17 protein-coding genes and 6 pseudogenes are annotated in these 13,851 nt (G+C 34.0%); 7 read left to right on the top strand and 16 right to left on the bottom strand.

The annotated features are described in order from the left end of the window. Window positions 1-192 precede the first annotated feature (192 nt). Complete coding sequence (locus LEP1GSC062_RS24855) at window positions 193-594, bottom strand: IS5 family transposase (protein ID WP_244265112.1); 402 nt, start codon at window positions 592-594, stop codon at window positions 193-195. Between the two features lie 47 nt (window positions 595-641). Further along, window positions 642-932: a transposase gene (locus LEP1GSC062_RS24850; RefSeq protein WP_244265111.1), complete on the bottom strand. Its 291-nt coding sequence runs from the start codon at window positions 930-932 to the stop codon at window positions 642-644. A 113-nt stretch (window positions 933-1,045) separates the two neighbouring features. On the opposite strand from LEP1GSC062_RS24850, the pseudogene LEP1GSC062_RS13220 reads away from it, so the two are divergent. Continuing rightward, window positions 1,046-1,440: pseudogene (locus LEP1GSC062_RS13220) on the top strand (hypothetical protein); the annotation flags it as partial. A 15-nt stretch (window positions 1,441-1,455) separates the two neighbouring features. Here LEP1GSC062_RS13220 and LEP1GSC062_RS25900 read toward each other — a convergent pair. The 4 genes and pseudogenes from LEP1GSC062_RS25900 to LEP1GSC062_RS13200 all read right to left on the bottom strand — a co-directional run. Continuing rightward, window positions 1,456-1,866: pseudogene (locus tag LEP1GSC062_RS25900) on the bottom strand (IS5 family transposase); the annotation flags it as partial. Between the two features lie 150 nt (window positions 1,867-2,016). Next, complete coding sequence (locus tag LEP1GSC062_RS25895; RefSeq protein ID WP_010576117.1) at window positions 2,017-2,271, bottom strand: transposase; 255 nt, start codon at window positions 2,269-2,271, stop codon at window positions 2,017-2,019. Between the two features lie 73 nt (window positions 2,272-2,344). After that, window positions 2,345-2,644 carry a helix-turn-helix domain-containing protein gene (locus LEP1GSC062_RS13205; protein WP_010576118.1) on the bottom strand — a complete coding sequence of 100 codons (300 nt, stop codon included), beginning with the start codon at window positions 2,642-2,644 and terminating at the stop codon, window positions 2,345-2,347. 6 nt (window positions 2,645-2,650) lie between these two features. Then, window positions 2,651-2,980, bottom strand: a complete 330-nt coding sequence (locus LEP1GSC062_RS13200; RefSeq protein WP_176091470.1) for a type II toxin-antitoxin system RelE/ParE family toxin — start codon at window positions 2,978-2,980, stop codon at window positions 2,651-2,653. Window positions 2,981-3,145: 165 nt separating this feature from the next. Between LEP1GSC062_RS13200 and LEP1GSC062_RS25340 the strand changes: the two genes are divergently transcribed. From LEP1GSC062_RS25340 to LEP1GSC062_RS13190, 3 genes are all read left to right on the top strand, one after another. Further along, window positions 3,146-4,039, top strand: a complete 894-nt coding sequence (locus tag LEP1GSC062_RS25340; protein ID WP_020984527.1) for a S8 family peptidase — start codon at window positions 3,146-3,148, stop codon at window positions 4,037-4,039. Further along, window positions 4,029-4,469, top strand: coding sequence for a S8/S53 family peptidase (locus LEP1GSC062_RS25335; RefSeq protein WP_020984530.1), 441 nt, complete (start codon window positions 4,029-4,031; stop codon window positions 4,467-4,469). Before LEP1GSC062_RS25340 ends, LEP1GSC062_RS25335 begins: the two co-directional genes overlap by 11 nt. A gap of 219 nt (window positions 4,470-4,688) precedes the next feature. Then, window positions 4,689-5,084 carry a hypothetical protein gene (locus tag LEP1GSC062_RS13190; RefSeq protein WP_020984532.1) on the top strand — a complete coding sequence of 132 codons (396 nt, stop codon included), beginning with the start codon at window positions 4,689-4,691 and terminating at the stop codon, window positions 5,082-5,084. A 195-nt stretch (window positions 5,085-5,279) separates the two neighbouring features. On the opposite strand, the gene LEP1GSC062_RS13185 is transcribed toward LEP1GSC062_RS13190, so the two are convergent. The 5 genes and pseudogenes from LEP1GSC062_RS13185 to LEP1GSC062_RS23250 form a co-directional block, all read right to left on the bottom strand. Further along, a complete protein-coding gene (locus LEP1GSC062_RS13185) occupies window positions 5,280-6,383 on the bottom strand; it encodes a hypothetical protein (protein ID WP_010576121.1) in 1,104 nt (367 codons plus the stop codon). Window positions 6,384-6,519: 136 nt separating this feature from the next. After that, entirely contained in the window at window positions 6,520-7,680 is a 1,161-nt protein-coding gene (locus LEP1GSC062_RS13180; protein ID WP_020984533.1) for a DUF3800 domain-containing protein, read from the bottom strand. Between the two features lie 104 nt (window positions 7,681-7,784). Next, window positions 7,785-8,423: a hypothetical protein gene (locus LEP1GSC062_RS13175; protein ID WP_020984520.1), complete on the bottom strand. Its 639-nt coding sequence runs from the start codon at window positions 8,421-8,423 to the stop codon at window positions 7,785-7,787. 464 nt (window positions 8,424-8,887) lie between these two features. Further along, window positions 8,888-9,214 (bottom strand): hypothetical protein, encoded by a 327-nt coding sequence (locus LEP1GSC062_RS24840; protein ID WP_010576124.1) that lies wholly within the window; start codon window positions 9,212-9,214, stop codon window positions 8,888-8,890. 228 nt (window positions 9,215-9,442) lie between these two features. Beyond that, window positions 9,443-9,508: pseudogene (locus LEP1GSC062_RS23250) on the bottom strand (ferrichrome ABC transporter ATP-binding protein); the annotation flags it as partial. A gap of 304 nt (window positions 9,509-9,812) precedes the next feature. Between LEP1GSC062_RS23250 and LEP1GSC062_RS13160 the strand changes: the two are divergent. Together LEP1GSC062_RS13160 and LEP1GSC062_RS13155 are read left to right on the top strand one after the other, a co-directional pair. Beyond that, a complete protein-coding gene (locus LEP1GSC062_RS13160) occupies window positions 9,813-10,061 on the top strand; it encodes a CopG family ribbon-helix-helix protein (RefSeq protein ID WP_010576125.1) in 249 nt (82 codons plus the stop codon). Window positions 10,062-10,135: 74 nt separating this feature from the next. Then, the gene (locus LEP1GSC062_RS13155) at window positions 10,136-10,555 is read left to right on the top strand and encodes a putative toxin-antitoxin system toxin component, PIN family (protein ID WP_004500375.1); all 420 of its coding nucleotides are present in this window, start codon (window positions 10,136-10,138) and stop codon (window positions 10,553-10,555) included. Window positions 10,556-10,635: 80 nt separating this feature from the next. On the opposite strand, the pseudogene LEP1GSC062_RS23245 reads toward LEP1GSC062_RS13155, so the two are convergent. The 3 genes and pseudogenes from LEP1GSC062_RS23245 to LEP1GSC062_RS25885 form a co-directional block, all read right to left on the bottom strand. After that, window positions 10,636-10,713: pseudogene (locus LEP1GSC062_RS23245) on the bottom strand (helix-turn-helix domain-containing protein); the annotation flags it as partial. After that, window positions 10,697-10,854 (bottom strand): annotated as a pseudogene (locus LEP1GSC062_RS25890) (IS5/IS1182 family transposase); the annotation flags it as partial. The pseudogenes LEP1GSC062_RS23245 and LEP1GSC062_RS25890, both read right to left, overlap by 17 nt. Window positions 10,855-11,077: 223 nt before the next feature. Continuing rightward, the gene (locus LEP1GSC062_RS25885; RefSeq protein WP_081654728.1) at window positions 11,078-11,257 is read right to left on the bottom strand and encodes a hypothetical protein; all 180 of its coding nucleotides are present in this window, start codon (window positions 11,255-11,257) and stop codon (window positions 11,078-11,080) included. 781 nt (window positions 11,258-12,038) lie between these two features. Between LEP1GSC062_RS25885 and LEP1GSC062_RS25880 the strand changes: the two are divergent. Beyond that, window positions 12,039-12,668, top strand: a pseudogene (locus LEP1GSC062_RS25880) (transposase); the annotation flags it as partial. A gap of 150 nt (window positions 12,669-12,818) precedes the next feature. Here LEP1GSC062_RS25880 and LEP1GSC062_RS21910 read toward each other — a convergent pair. Together LEP1GSC062_RS21910 and LEP1GSC062_RS13135 are read right to left on the bottom strand one after the other, a co-directional pair. Beyond that, window positions 12,819-13,007, bottom strand: coding sequence for an IS3 family transposase (locus LEP1GSC062_RS21910; RefSeq protein WP_020984523.1), 189 nt, complete (start codon window positions 13,005-13,007; stop codon window positions 12,819-12,821). Window positions 13,008-13,044: 37 nt separating this feature from the next. Then, window positions 13,045-13,461 (bottom strand): IS3 family transposase, encoded by a 417-nt coding sequence (locus LEP1GSC062_RS13135; protein ID WP_020984535.1) that lies wholly within the window; start codon window positions 13,459-13,461, stop codon window positions 13,045-13,047. Window positions 13,462-13,851: the final 390 nt, after the last annotated feature.

Genomic DNA, 13,851 nt, shown 5'->3' with positions numbered 1-13,851 from the left:
TCGTTCTCTACTTTTTTCGTCATTGATGCCCCATAATCCAAATAATTGCGCAACCCTTGCCAAGTCCCTCATTTTAGAATCAAAAGAGAGTAATTTAAGAGCTTCCTCAATCAAGCTCCTATGCGTTCTTGGAAATATCGAACAGGACATTTTCAGCAAAGCACAATAAATATCTAAGAGCCGGTCTCAAAACTACCTATTAAAAAAGTTAAAAGCAATGATGGAGCTTGCGAGATAAAGAGATGCCAGATAATTTTCCGCTTTTCTATCCCAGCGAATTAGAATAGCTCTGAATCGATTGTGCCAACTGTTTGTTCTTTCAACGACCCAACGCCTCGGTTTTCCTTTATATTTGCCGATGAGAGGCTTCTCACCTTTTTTCCGAATATGAGCTCGAATGTTTCTTTTCTTGATGAATGCTTCTATATCTTTGAAGTCATAACCTTTATCTAAACAAAGATGCTTCGGTTTTTTTCTTTTTCTTCCGGAAAAAACTAAGATTGAATTCAACGTATCTTTTACACCGCGTTTGTCATGAACGTTAGCTCCAGTCAACGTAATTGCCAAAGGAATACCATTTCCATCCGTAAGAATATGCCGTTTAACCCCTAATTTGGCACGGTCTGTAGGGTTCTTTCCGGTTAAGCTCCCCCTTTGGGAGCTTTAACCATTGCGGAATCCATCGAAGCCCAATCCCATGCTATCTTATTCTTCACATCATAATATTTTAAAATAGATTTATAGATCTTTTTAAATACTCCCGCTCGTTCCCATTCTTGAAATCTTCTATGACAAGTTTGACCGGACCCAAAGTCATTCGGAATTGCACGCCGCTGACATCCCGTTTTCATTCGATAGATAATCCCTGCCATTACCACTCTTGCAGGTACACGATTGCGCCCTCCTTGGGGATTGACCTTTTCTTTAGGGATAAAAGATGCGATTTTTTGCCAAAGGGCATCGGGTATCTCTGAATAATATTTGTCCATTTCACATTGATATTATTATGCTTTCTCAGTACAAGCAGTTTTGAGACCGGCTCTAAGTTGAACCGCTTTTATCCAAAGCGTCTGAAATAAAATCAGTAATGGAAGAATTGGGATTTTATAAAAGAAGTCGTCATTATGTTCACCCAAAATGCAATCATCTTTTTATTGAATTCCTTTCCGCCCCTGTCTCAATTGGTGATGATTATAAGATCATTCCAGATGAAAAAGAAATTGAAGGTAAAATCTTAAAAATATTTTCACCGACTGATTGTATAAAAGACAGGTTATCTTCTTACATACATTTCAATGCACGGGAATGTCTCGATCAAGCACTGTTAGTAGCAAGGAATCAACATTTTGAATTGAGAAAAGTCAAAGAATGGTGTCTTAAAGAAGGTGCATTGGGAAAGGAGCATTTGAAGAGTTCGAAAAGTTATTAAGGGCCGACTAAGAATTTGTCCTAGAACTATCGTTTAGCCATCCTGAAAAGAATAATGGAACATGCTAATATGCAAAAAGCGAAGTAATTTTTTTCCTTGAATTCCCAACAAGTTTTAACGGCACGAAATGCATTCAACCAAGCAAATGTTCTTTCAACTATCCAGCGAAACGGTTTTAATTTCGATAGACGTTTGGGATTTTTAGCATTGGTTTTATTCGGAATTCTTGAATTGATTCTCATTTTAGAAAGCAAGATTTGAACAGGCTTGCCGCAATACGCCTTATCTAACGAAATAATTTCAGGTTTGATTTTTGCTTTTCCTCTATGCATTTCGAATGAAATCAATGTCGGTTTTAACAACTTTGAATCATGAGTCTCTGCAGGTGCAATAACAAGCGCAACAGGAGCTCCTAAACGATCGACTAAAATATGCCTTTTAACGCCTTTTTTACCGCGATCCGTCGGATTCGGTCCGGTGAAAAGCCCCCTTTTGGAGCTCTTGCGAAACTCCCATCAGCTGCCATTCGTTTGTTACGGATTTTAAGTTTGTGTTCATACAATTTCTTCGCTTCAATATTTATCTTTTCAAAGATTCCAGCATCCACCCATTCCTGAAATCTTTTGTGTAAAGTTGATTTCGATCCGAAGACAGGAGGCAGGAGGCAAATCTCTCCATGCAATGCCAGTTTTACAACGATAGAAAATTGCAGTCATAACTGTTCTATCATCTATCCTCGGTCTTCCACCTGCGCCTCGTGCTTTATTTGATTTGGGTAGTAATTTTTTAACCCTTTCCCACACTGCGTCAGGGATATTCATATGTCCTAATTCTAATTTCATAAATCCACTATAATATTCGTGACCTTAGGTACAAATAGTTTTAGGACAAACTCTAAATTGAAGCGTAGTAAATCTAAACGCCCTTACTCTTTAAATGGATGACAGGTTCCGCATCCAGTGCCTTGGCAAGACGACTAATAAAAGAAAGAGATAAATTATTATAATTCCCAGATTCAATTCTTGCAATTGCAGGTTGGGAAGTGCCAATTTTTTCCGCTAAATCTTTCTGAGTTAAATTTCTCTTCTTTCTAAGTTTAATTATCTCTTTAGCAAGAGTAAATTCACTAGAAAGGGCATCATACTCGTTTTTAAAATCTTTCTTTTTTAGTTCTTTATTCAAAAGTGAATTAAAATCTTTAGTTTTAAGTTTCATACCTACCTACTCTCCTTTATAAGTTTTCATTAATTTAAATGCTCGAATTAATTCATCTTTATCAGTTTTTTGTTCTTTCTTCACGAAACCAGAAGTTATTATAACAACCCGCTCCTTTTCAAAAAAGTAAAATAACCTAAAAATATTAGAACCTTGCTTAATTCTTAGTTCAAATAATCCTGAATAACCTTTAATCTTTTTAGAAAAAGGTTCTCGGAGTTCAGGCCCAAACTCTGCTAATAATTCAATAGTCCTGAATGCCTTTGCTTTAAGTTTATTTTCCAGTTTTAGAAGAAAATCTTCCGCCGGTTTCAATAACTGAATTTTAAACTTCACAATACTAATATATCAAATATGGTATAATTTGTCAATTTTTGATTAAGACAAAATCTTTCGAACTTTGAAATTAACAAAAGGGCAATTTCAGCTATTGAAGAGATTGTTACATTTTCTCCGTACGTTGATGATAATGCGAGAAATTCGGAAATTCTTAAAGTTAAATTGGTTAACTTTAACGATAAGAAGCTTAATGATTCGATAGTAAATACCCTTTCGGATTTTTGCAAAGAAAGGAAAATCAAATTCAAAGAGAAGTCTTATACCAAAAGTTTAAGTGTTTTTCGTTTAGAAGAATTCTCAGATAAGGCTTTCAATGAATTAATTCAGTTAGACGGTATTTTGTCGATAGAACCAATGCCTTTCGTGACCGTTGATTTGCAGTCTCTTGCTTACCAGTCATCTGTCGAGATTAAAACTCCCGTTGCTGATAAACAATACCCTACAATTGGATTTTTAGACTCGGGTATTGCAAACATTCCCCATTTAAGCCCATGGATTAAAGATGTTTCATCGCCTTATCCCGAATTAGAGTTAAACAAAGACCATGGTACTTTTTGTGCTGGCATTACCGTCTATGGCAATGAACTGCAAGGACTTGATAGAATAAGTTTGGATGGATGCTATCTGTTTGATGCAAGTGTAGTTCCTAATCTTAAGAATACAAGAATTACGGAAGATGAATTAATAGATAATATTAAGGAAGTAATTCTAAATTTTTCTAGTAAAATTAAAATTTGGAATATGTCGGTCGGAACAAATGAAGAGGCTAAATTAAATACTTTTTCAGATTTTGGCAAAGTATTAGATGAATTGCAGGATAATCATAATATTATTATAATAAAGTCTGCTGGGAATTGTATAAATTTTCTGAATGGCTTAGACCCAAGTCGAATTTCTAGACCGGCAGACTCGGTACACGCACTAGTTGTTGGGTCCGTTGCACAATCAAAAAATCTCAATGATATTTCCGATATAAATCATAGATCACCATTTAGCCGAATAGGCCCAGGGCCTGGCTTTATCACAAAGCCAGAATTAGTTCATTATGGGGGGTAACGGACATCCAGATGTAACTGGCAAGTTAATTGCAAATGGAGTTTCTTCGTTTGCACCAACAGGTAATTTAACTACCAACATAGGTACGAGTTTTGCCACTCCAAGAGTAACGGCTCGTTTCGCACATTTACAGCAAACTATTGCTAATTCTGATGATCTTCTATTTCTTAAAACTCTTCTTATACACTTTGCACAATATCCGAAGGAAATACAGAGTAAAATAGAGCAAAAAGTAAAAGAATTGGGTTTTGGTATACCTGGGGAAATTGATGATATAATTTATAATGATCCTGATGAAATTAGCCTTATATATCGAGATGAATTGCCAAAGGGCGGCTTTATTGAGATGATGGATTTTCCTTTTCCCGATAATTTAATTGATAAAGAACAGGGGATATTTACCGGGCAAATTTTCATTACTTTAACGTGAGTTCGGCGTAAGAAAGTTTGGGCGAATAAGAAACTCAATGCAACGACTCCCTATGGGTCGTCGCAGCTCGCGAATTTCATAGATAAAATGGCTCGCGACCGCGCTTTTCGCTCCAATTCCTTCGGAATTTAAACTCAATGTTGCTTCCTATGGGCGCAACATAATAATCGCTTTCGCATTTTGTTATATCGAACTCACGTTACTTTATGTGCAAAACCATTGTTAGCTCAAAGTCAAGGTCGAGAATATATTCAATCGAATCTATCGATTAAGTTTGGGACTTATGAAAAAATACGAGAGCGTGATACTTCGAAAAAGAATATTCGAAATCCGATAGGAAAAGAAAATCCTCAAAATGTTCTTTTGAAAAATTTATACAGTAAAAAGAATACTAATGAAGGAATGTACGAAACTAAATTAATCGAATATGAAGGAAAGTTTCATCCAATAAAAAAATACATCGTTGATTTAAGAGAAATGACTCAAGCGAATAAAGCAAAAGTGGTTTCTTCATATCGAAGGATTATTCAGGCATTATATAGAAAGCAAAGCGGTTATTTCGGGAGAAAAACTTGCTATTCCTTTTTGTTTAATGATAACAATAAAAGACCCTAATAATAAAATTAACATTTATGATCGTGTTAGCCAGCAGTTAACTGAACAACAGTTTGTACATACACATATTTCTATTAATTCTAATGTTGATGTAAGAATTCAGTAAGGCAGGCTAAAAAGCTTGTCCTGGTTTTAATGAACTGGTTGGCACGAGGTTCGAGCGATGAGATGAAGTTAAGCTCCGTTCACCATTCTTCAAGTCCCTATTTTAATTCTTCTCGATAGCATTGAAATAGCTTTCATCAATTGCGATTTTTTTATTTTTATTCTTTCGAGATCTGTAGTTGTTTCACCTTTTTTCAATATCTTATTCCGTTCAATTTTCACAAGTTCTAAGGTAATTGCATCAAATGAAGTTCCCTTCTCATGAAATATTGAAGCATAAAGTGAAATAATTTTAAGTTCAATATTCGTTAATTCATTTAAGTAATATTTTTTTAGATCAATATTACTTCTATAAAGCTTTAAAAAATAGAAAGCAAACGATTCGATAAATATTATTAGCGTTAATTTTCCAATTATCGGGTAAAAATTATTTAAAATAAAAATTGCCGATCCAAAGCTGACTGTTGGATCCGTCGTAGTAGATAAGCTAATAGATTTATTTATTATATCAGAGATAAAATAGAACAATGCACCTCCCGCAAACACCGTAATCCCAGATCCAATGATCAAATAAATAGTAGACGTTTTCGATAAATATTCCACCTCCATTTCCAACCTTCTAACTGAAGAATTCGATAATGGGCTGATATGATCATAAGTAGCGTTTTCATCAGCCTCATCAGGATTAGAAGCGATTCTCCGAGCTTGCCTTTCCTCTATTTCCTTTTGAATTATAGATAAGGAACGATTAAGATAATTAATAAAGATATCAATTGATTCCTTTTTCGAAAAATTAATTATCTTCGGTTCTATATATGGCTCTATTAAATATTCATAATAAATTAGCTCAAAACACTCTTTTATTCTACGAATATGGAATTTGCTAGTATCTTCATCATCCGAAGGTAATTCACTTGCGTCCAATATCATTTCTTCAATTTTAATTAGTGCATCTTTCAGTTCATACAAATTTTTACGAATTGGTTTTTTGTATTGATAAGCTGAATCTTCATAATCCGAACCTTTTACTTGGATATACCAATACAAAATTAATACAATGAACATAAGAATTAGAAAAAACGAAAATAATTCGAGTGAGAAAAGAGTAAAATACAAACGATTAATTATGAAAATAAACACCGATAATATTCCAGAAATTATAGTTATAAATAGAAACTTTTTTTTCGAATCCATGTTTGTCCTTTTCCAATTAATGAATAGCGCTTAACAATATAGGCTTCTCGATGTTCGCGGTTCTGAAGCGTGCGTGCCTAAGTGCGCGAAAGAATTAGTGCGAAGCCACAGTTAGACGATGCGACCCCACCATAGTTTACATTTCCAAAATGCGCTTCAGGTAATCGTATTGTTCATCTCCGATTATATCAATTTTATTTTCCGTTGCATAAAGCATTGTTTCACGATAAGATTTTATCCTTTTTAGCATAGGGCGAATAAAATGATCAAAGTACCGAATAAATTCACGCAAATCTGATTCACATGCGATTAATTTATATCCATCCATATTACTACTGATTAAAACATTCGCATCTCTCAACGGTCCAATTATTGATCTCCCAAATTGCTTATCAGTTATTCTTTTACGATTACCTGCATTTATTTGTTCAACCAAACGCGCTGTCGAAATATGTTTAAATCGCTTACCTGTTGTAGCATAAAATACTAACGCACGACAAGTAGCAACCTGAACTTGAACTAATTCATCATAGTTTTTAACATTTTCACTAATAAATAAATCTGCATTTCGCAGACTAATTTGAAAAACTTTTTCGTCTATTTCGCTCGTCTCAAATAACACTTCCTTGAACGGTTCGTATGTCCTATCAGATACTTCTGGCCATGTTCTAATTGGTAAAAGTTTTCCTGAGGAAATCAAAATGTCTATAAATTCCTGGCCTTTTTTGCTCATAACGGTTTCTTCATAATATCTAGCGATCGTTCCAATTATAAAATCAGCAATTTGAATTAATGAGTTGTGCTTTGAATCTTCAAAGATGAAATCTGTTTTATTAAAGAGATCTTGAGACTTATAGTTTTTTTCTATATAAGTTGAAAATCCTTTCATAAATTCCTTACTTCCATGTTGATCTGCGACAATCTTTATATCTGGAAAAGCAGTATATAATCCACGGTAAGCCAATTTATTTAAGTATTTATAAAAGCTTTTTTTGTATTTTAAACCATTCCCAAAAATTAGTTTCTTATTAAAAACCATAGAATGAATAAGGTAATCTCCCTCAAGCAACTCACTTAAAATCCTAAGCCTTCTTTCATCATCTTTACCTACATTGCTTGATTTAATCTCATTCCCTGAAAAATACTTAGCAGAAATTTTTTCTCTTAAAACTTGTAACGATGCACAATCTGAATCTTTTACTATTACTCCCCCTAAAATAAAGTGAGAACTATTTCCACTCTTTGAAAAATCCAATCCACTATTGCCGGATTCATCAAAATAACATACCTTATTCATAAAAATTGAGTGCCGTGTCACCTAACGAAGTTGGGCGGCGTTTTTAATAATTAAATAGCAACTTTTGCTAAACTTACCTAAAATTCCCCTATTCACGAAACTATCTAATTGAATATTTTAAAGAAATCAGTTTCATTTGTAATGATATTAGTTTGATTAAGATTGCTAGACCATTTCTTGATTTTGGATGAGTCTGAATTATCCAATTTAAATGAATTAATTTCATTATTAAAATATTCTATATTTTCCTGCAATTTACTAAAAGACAAAAGTTTATAGAGCATTGGGGCATAGCAGACTTGTTTTTCCCATTCTTTAATTATTATAGGTGCGCCAGATTGAAAGCCGCTCTTTGTTTCTATAAGCTTAATGTTTGTATGATTAAATATATTAGTTATTTCCGGAAAATGTTCTATAACACTTTTGGGAACCATTAAAAATTCTGGAAGGCCATGAAATTTATAGATTTTTTTAATTTTCCAAGCATTAAACAAAAATTTCTCTATTGAAAAAAGTTGATCCGTTGAATATATTTCGCCATAAGACGCCCCACTAAAATGATCTTTTATAAAGCAATGAACTAAATGACTCTTAGTTGATTTCGAGTAATTTTTAAGATTTATATCAAAAGACTTTTTTTGATATTTTATCTCTTCATTCTTTAATAAGAAAAGATGTTTAGATATTGATACAACTAATTGATGAACATGGTTAGAGAAGTATGATTCGTAATGATATATCATATTTACCTTTAAAAAGCCGCCTTACTGAAAATTTAAGAGTTTGATATAAGCACTTAAAAATCATAAAATATACGAATATCACAAAGACCTGCTATTCCATCAAACTAATTAATTTAAGAAAGAGTTGAAACTCATATAAAATAACTATATTCTAATGTAATTTATTTTAGTGATATAGTATAACTAGATATACTATATACGCATTTAGAAACGATTGTCATACTTCAAAAATTATAACTGTATTGTATAAAATAAACTTCAAGTTATATTCTGAAAAGTATTGACTGAAATAACGCATTATTTAAATTCTTAATACTGACAAATATTGTTAGTTATTTACCAGCTAAGTAAACAAGGATCCCGAAAGTAAAGCTCTCTTGTCCGGGCCCCAAATTCATAAATGGAATATAGCAGAATATAAAAATTATTTAAATATTCGCAGGATGTAATTGAGCAATACGGAATCAACAGTCAATTGTTTCTTTTTCTTCAGTAAATCGAATCCTGTTATAGTTCTCCCCTATAAGTTTTGCAAGCTCATCCGTAAGTTCGAAATTTTCAGTTTTGAGAATTGCAACTTCGTAATAGTCAAAATATTTCCTATCTATATCATCAAAAAGATTATCTTGATAACGAACTAAAGAAGCAGTATAACCGTTATTAAATGCAAAATGATTTCTTCTGACAAATTTGTCGTTTCTGTCAAAAATTTTAAGAGTTAGTTTTATTAAGGTATCCGGAATCGGTATAATTGGATCTGTTTCTAAAATTTTTGTCCGATTCTCAATCATTACTTTTCTACCTTTATTTTAATCTTGTACTACGAAACTCGCAAAATCAATAAATTTCCCTTATAAATCCTAAAAACCCCTACTCTCAATCGATAAGAAGAAAAATAACCAAAGCAAGTAACCCAAAAAAACACCATCCCACAAGAGTTACGAGTGTGGTGTATAAAAGAATGAATTTAAATATTTGTAAATTTAACATAAGGGATGTCTTGATTAGGAAGATAAGGTTAGATCCGAAAAAATCAAATGAACCGATTTGTCTTTAATTTTAGGAAGAACTTTAAAACAATCAATTTACCTTTCAATTCCTTCCGTGCTAAAGCGAATCTATAATAAGCTGTTCTGAGCATGAGGATATATTTGGCTGAATTGGGGAGGCCCCGCTTTGTTCGATGTGCTAACGGATCTATTTGCGCCAGCGCCTCTCCCGAATCCATCGATAGCGTCGCCGAGCAGGAGCAATTTTATAAAGCTTGTGGGCGAATTTCTTTCGTTCCTAAAAAGGCACCCTGGCCTTCACATCCATGCGGCGATAAGTAAGTACGAAACGGAGAAATAAGATTGACAAACATACAATCTTTGTATATAATAATAACTTATGAATCAAACTGTTAATATCTCCTTCGAAAAGGCACTTTTAAAAGAAATTGATAAAATTGCAAAAAGGGAACACAGGTCTCGATCAGAATTGATTCGTGAAGCTGCGCGTGCATATATTGAGAAAAAAACTAGATGGCAAGTTATCTTTGATTTCACTTCAAAAGCTATTGATCAAAGGGCCTTTTCTGAAAAAGACGTTTTTAATGAAATTAAATCCGTTAGAAATAAAAGAAACGCTTCTTACTGATCTCTTGTAAAATAGAATATCTTTAATTTGAGCATAAATCCGCGTTTAGACACTCTATTATATAGAGATGAGTAATGTTGAAGGCATTATTAGATACTAATATTTACATCTCTGCTATTTTATTTAAAGGAAAACCTAGGCTCGTTTTCCAAGATTTAATTGATGAGGTTTTTACGGGATATATTTCGAAAGAAATATTAGATGAAATAGAATCCACTCTTTCTAAACCAAAATTTAAGTTAGATAATAATTTCATTCAGATTGTTTTATCCGAAATCAGAGATATTACAACATTTGTTAAAAATAAACCTATTCAAGATTATTTAGAATTAAGAGATAGAGATGATTACCACATTTTGGAATCTGCTTTTGCAGCTGAAGTGGATTACTTAATAACTGGAGATAAAGATTTATTGACTCTCCAGAAAATTAAGAATTTTAGCATCGTCACTCCCGATGAATATCTAAGTCTTAAAAAAAGACGTGAAATTTAACTCAGCGTCGGCCCTTACAAGAAATTTTGGGACAGTTCTAAGTTTTTACGACGTCCCGGGAACTGAAGAGGCTAGTAAATCTAAACGCCCTTGCTCTTTAAATGGATGACAGGTCCCGCATCCAGTGCCTTGGCAAGACGATTAATAAAAGAAAGCTCGGAATAGCTTTCTGAAATTACAACCGACAGCCGATAAGATGATGTTGATACACCTACTTCTCGATCTTTCAGGAGGTGACGATCCATCTTGTGACCATATTTCAAATGAGTAATGATTGGTTCAATAGCGGCTCTTCTATCTCGCTAAATCTTTTTTAATCAGATAAACACGGAAAAAATCACAGGTCGTATACACGTACGATCAACTTGGCGAATCCCACCAGCAATTACTACTTAGACGCATGAAAATAGTACCAAAAATTAACAGGCCATTTTTGCAAAAATAAGAAGGCCTCACAAAATTATCCAGAACTGTTAGCTTTTTTGAAGAAGGTCGAACATTCTAACTTTTGAAACAAACTTATTACAGTATTCTTTTCATGCGCCCGAGCAGTAAATAACGTGAGTTCGGCGTAAGAAAGTTTGGGCGAATAAGAAACTCAATGCAACGACTCCCTATGGGTCGTCGCAGCTCGCGAATTTCATAGATAAAATGGCTCGCGACCGCGCTTTTCGCTCCAATTCCTTCGGAATTTAACTCAATGTTGCTTCCTATGGGCGCAACATAATAATCGCTTTCGCTATTTTGTTATACCGAACTCACGTTATTTACATCTCAAATGAGAAACTGAAAAGTTCGCAGAAACTCCGATTACCGATTAAAAGATTTGAAGCCTGTCTCAAAATTTTAAAAGAAATCAACTATAACCATTCAGCAAATTCGTAACAAAAAATAGAAGTCCGCACATCCTAAGATTTTGAAACAAATTTTTTAGTCGAAAACATCCAAGAGAATTTAGACATCATTAGAGTTGTTGAAAAATTCCATGATTCAGTTTAACAAAACCGCTTCAAACTCCCATTTCAATAGGGCAGAAACGGACAGAGGTATTAATTTTCAACAACTCTATTGTCATTTAGTATTTAGTATTTAAAATTTATTGCTTATCTTTTATCATCTCACATTCGACGTGTAAAGTCTTGAGCATTGTAACACTTAAAACCAAACATTATTACATAACTTATTTGAGGGTCGGTAGACCAACCTCGTATTTACAAGTAAATATCGGAACCATATAAAGTGTAAATCATTTCGAAATAAATTTTTTTTGGAAATTTTTCCGATAGTAACGATATCTTTAAGAATCAATTCTCTCTCAAAAAAGTTTTCAATCCGAATAGATTCAAAAATCATTATAGGCTATTTCCTGATCGGTATGTAGATAACGTGAGCAGGGTCGTAAGAAGGAAAACAGAGAAAGCTCTTGTACAGAAAAGCGCCAGATCACATATTGAACCGTACTTTCAGCAAAAAGGGGTTAAATATGGATCTGACAGAGATATTTTGTGCGATAGACGATTATTGTACACAACAAAAAATAAACTGGAACGTGAAAATACTTTTGTCCGGTGGTTCGAAAAAGAAACCGAAAATTTCAGTTAAGCCTGAGTGAAGTAGCAACGATTGTTGTCTGTTTTCATCTTTCTCATTATAGAGAATTTAAAAATTATTATCTGATAGAAATAAAAAAGAATTTAAAATCGGAATTTCCAAAAGCGGTAAGTTACAATCGTTTTGTTGAACTGATGCCTAACGCGTTATCTGTCATAGCTTCGTTTCTATCAAATTCTTGTCTGGGAAAATGTTCCGGAATATCGTTCATTGATTCTACGATTCTTTGGAGTATGCGACAACAGAAGAATCCATTCTCATAAGAACCTGTCCAGTCTCGATTTTTTCTTATGGAAAAAACCGGAACTGAACAGAACCTTGCAGCTTGATCTTTGGTAAAATAAAATGAAGTTTTAGAACACGCTGTAAAGTATTGAAAGACATTGCACAGCGAGGGAAATCAAGCACAGGCTGGTTTTATGGCTTTAAATTGCATTTAATCATAAATGATCAAGGTGAAATATTATCATTTATGATTACTCCTGGAAACGTCGACGACAGGAATTCGAAAGTGATTTTTCCACTTGTTAAGAATATTCACGATAAGAACCTGCCCTCACCAGTTCTTTCTACGGAAAAAACCGAGACCGGACAGAACCTTGCAGCTTGACCTTTGGGAAAATATGGACTTCCCCCAAGAAAACGGACATGGCTATGCAGTAATTCTTTCTCTGAACTCGACTGGTGTAAGATAGCATAAAGCCGAGTGTCTTCTCTTTCTGTTGTAATATCTTTCGATATAGTCAAACAGAAAATATTGTGCCTCCCTTATTGTGTTGAATTTCCTTCTGTAAACCTCCTCAACTTTCAAAGTTTTAAAGAACGATTCCAGGAAACTCAACGGAACGCTTTCTATGAATCGCGTTCCGGGAGCATTGTCATAGCACGTTGCCTTTTCTACTCATACTCTGGACGAACTCATTCGTATTTAATACTTTTCTAAAGTCATCGCTTGCATATTGAACTCCTCTATCGGAATGAAATATGACTTCTTTTGGATATCTCCTACGAGAAAGAGCTTTCTCAAAGGCCTTCAAGAGATGTTCCGTTTCCAATGTCGAACCCAATTCCCAACCAATGATCTCTCGATTGAAAAGATCTTTGATCGCAAATAGATAAATCCATTTCCCGTTGATCGGTATGTAAGTAATATCTGAGAGCCAAATCTGATTCAATCCATCCGACTTGAAAACTTGATCCAAAAGATTAGGAGCAACAGGAAGTTTGTGCTTCGAGTTCGTGGTCACAGGACGAAAAGAACGCTTCCGATCGGCTTTTAAACCCAGTTTATACATTCTTCTGTAAACTCGATTCTTAGATACGACAATCCCTCCGATCGTAAGTCTTGATGAACTCGTAAATATCCAGACCTACCCTCATGCTCTTCAAATAGACGGCGAATTCTTTCGTCTAACTCTTGATTTGACTTTACTCTTTCGCTATCTTCTCGTTTCAACCAATCATAATAGCCGCTCTTGGATACATTCAGAATCTTGCATATCTTCTTTACTGGGAAATGATTCTTTTCTATATATGTATATTTCATTTCCTTGGTTTCAAGAAGATGGCCACGGACTTTTTTAAAATCTCCCTCTCCTCCGTTACTTCCAAGAGTTCTTTCCTTAAACGTTCATTCTCTGCTCGAAGTTCATCTTGGAACGGGCCATCATCCGTCAGATACTTTT

Origin of the sequence: Leptospira alexanderi serovar Manhao 3 str. L 60 (genome assembly GCF_000243815.2) — a bacterium.
In the GTDB taxonomy this organism is placed as follows: domain Bacteria; phylum Spirochaetota; class Leptospiria; order Leptospirales; family Leptospiraceae; genus Leptospira; species Leptospira alexanderi.
The sequence above is the reverse complement of the archived record's forward strand: the minus strand, read 5'-3'. Positions and strand labels throughout refer to the sequence as shown.

Coding starts and splice junctions, on each gene's coding strand:
- LEP1GSC062_RS13160 (WP_010576125.1), top strand. CDS start 9,813: ATGAATCAAACTGTTAATATCTCCTTCGAAAAGGCACTTTTAAAAGAA.
- LEP1GSC062_RS13135 (WP_020984535.1), bottom strand. CDS start 13,461: ATGTATAAACTGGGTTTAAAAGCCGATCGGAAGCGTTCTTTTCGTCCT.
- LEP1GSC062_RS25895 (WP_010576117.1), bottom strand. CDS start 2,271: ATGAAATTAGAATTAGGACATATGAATATCCCTGACGCAGTGTGGGAA.
- LEP1GSC062_RS24840 (WP_010576124.1), bottom strand. CDS start 9,214: ATGATTGAGAATCGGACAAAAATTTTAGAAACAGATCCAATTATACCG.
- LEP1GSC062_RS25335 (WP_020984530.1), top strand. CDS start 4,029: ATGGGGGGTAACGGACATCCAGATGTAACTGGCAAGTTAATTGCAAAT.
- LEP1GSC062_RS13155 (WP_004500375.1), top strand. CDS start 10,136: ATGTTGAAGGCATTATTAGATACTAATATTTACATCTCTGCTATTTTA.
- LEP1GSC062_RS13185 (WP_010576121.1), bottom strand. CDS start 6,383: ATGGATTCGAAAAAAAAGTTTCTATTTATAACTATAATTTCTGGAATA.
- LEP1GSC062_RS13180 (WP_020984533.1), bottom strand. CDS start 7,680: ATGAATAAGGTATGTTATTTTGATGAATCCGGCAATAGTGGATTGGAT.
- LEP1GSC062_RS13205 (WP_010576118.1), bottom strand. CDS start 2,644: ATGAAACTTAAAACTAAAGATTTTAATTCACTTTTGAATAAAGAACTA.
- LEP1GSC062_RS13175 (WP_020984520.1), bottom strand. CDS start 8,423: ATGATATATCATTACGAATCATACTTCTCTAACCATGTTCATCAATTA.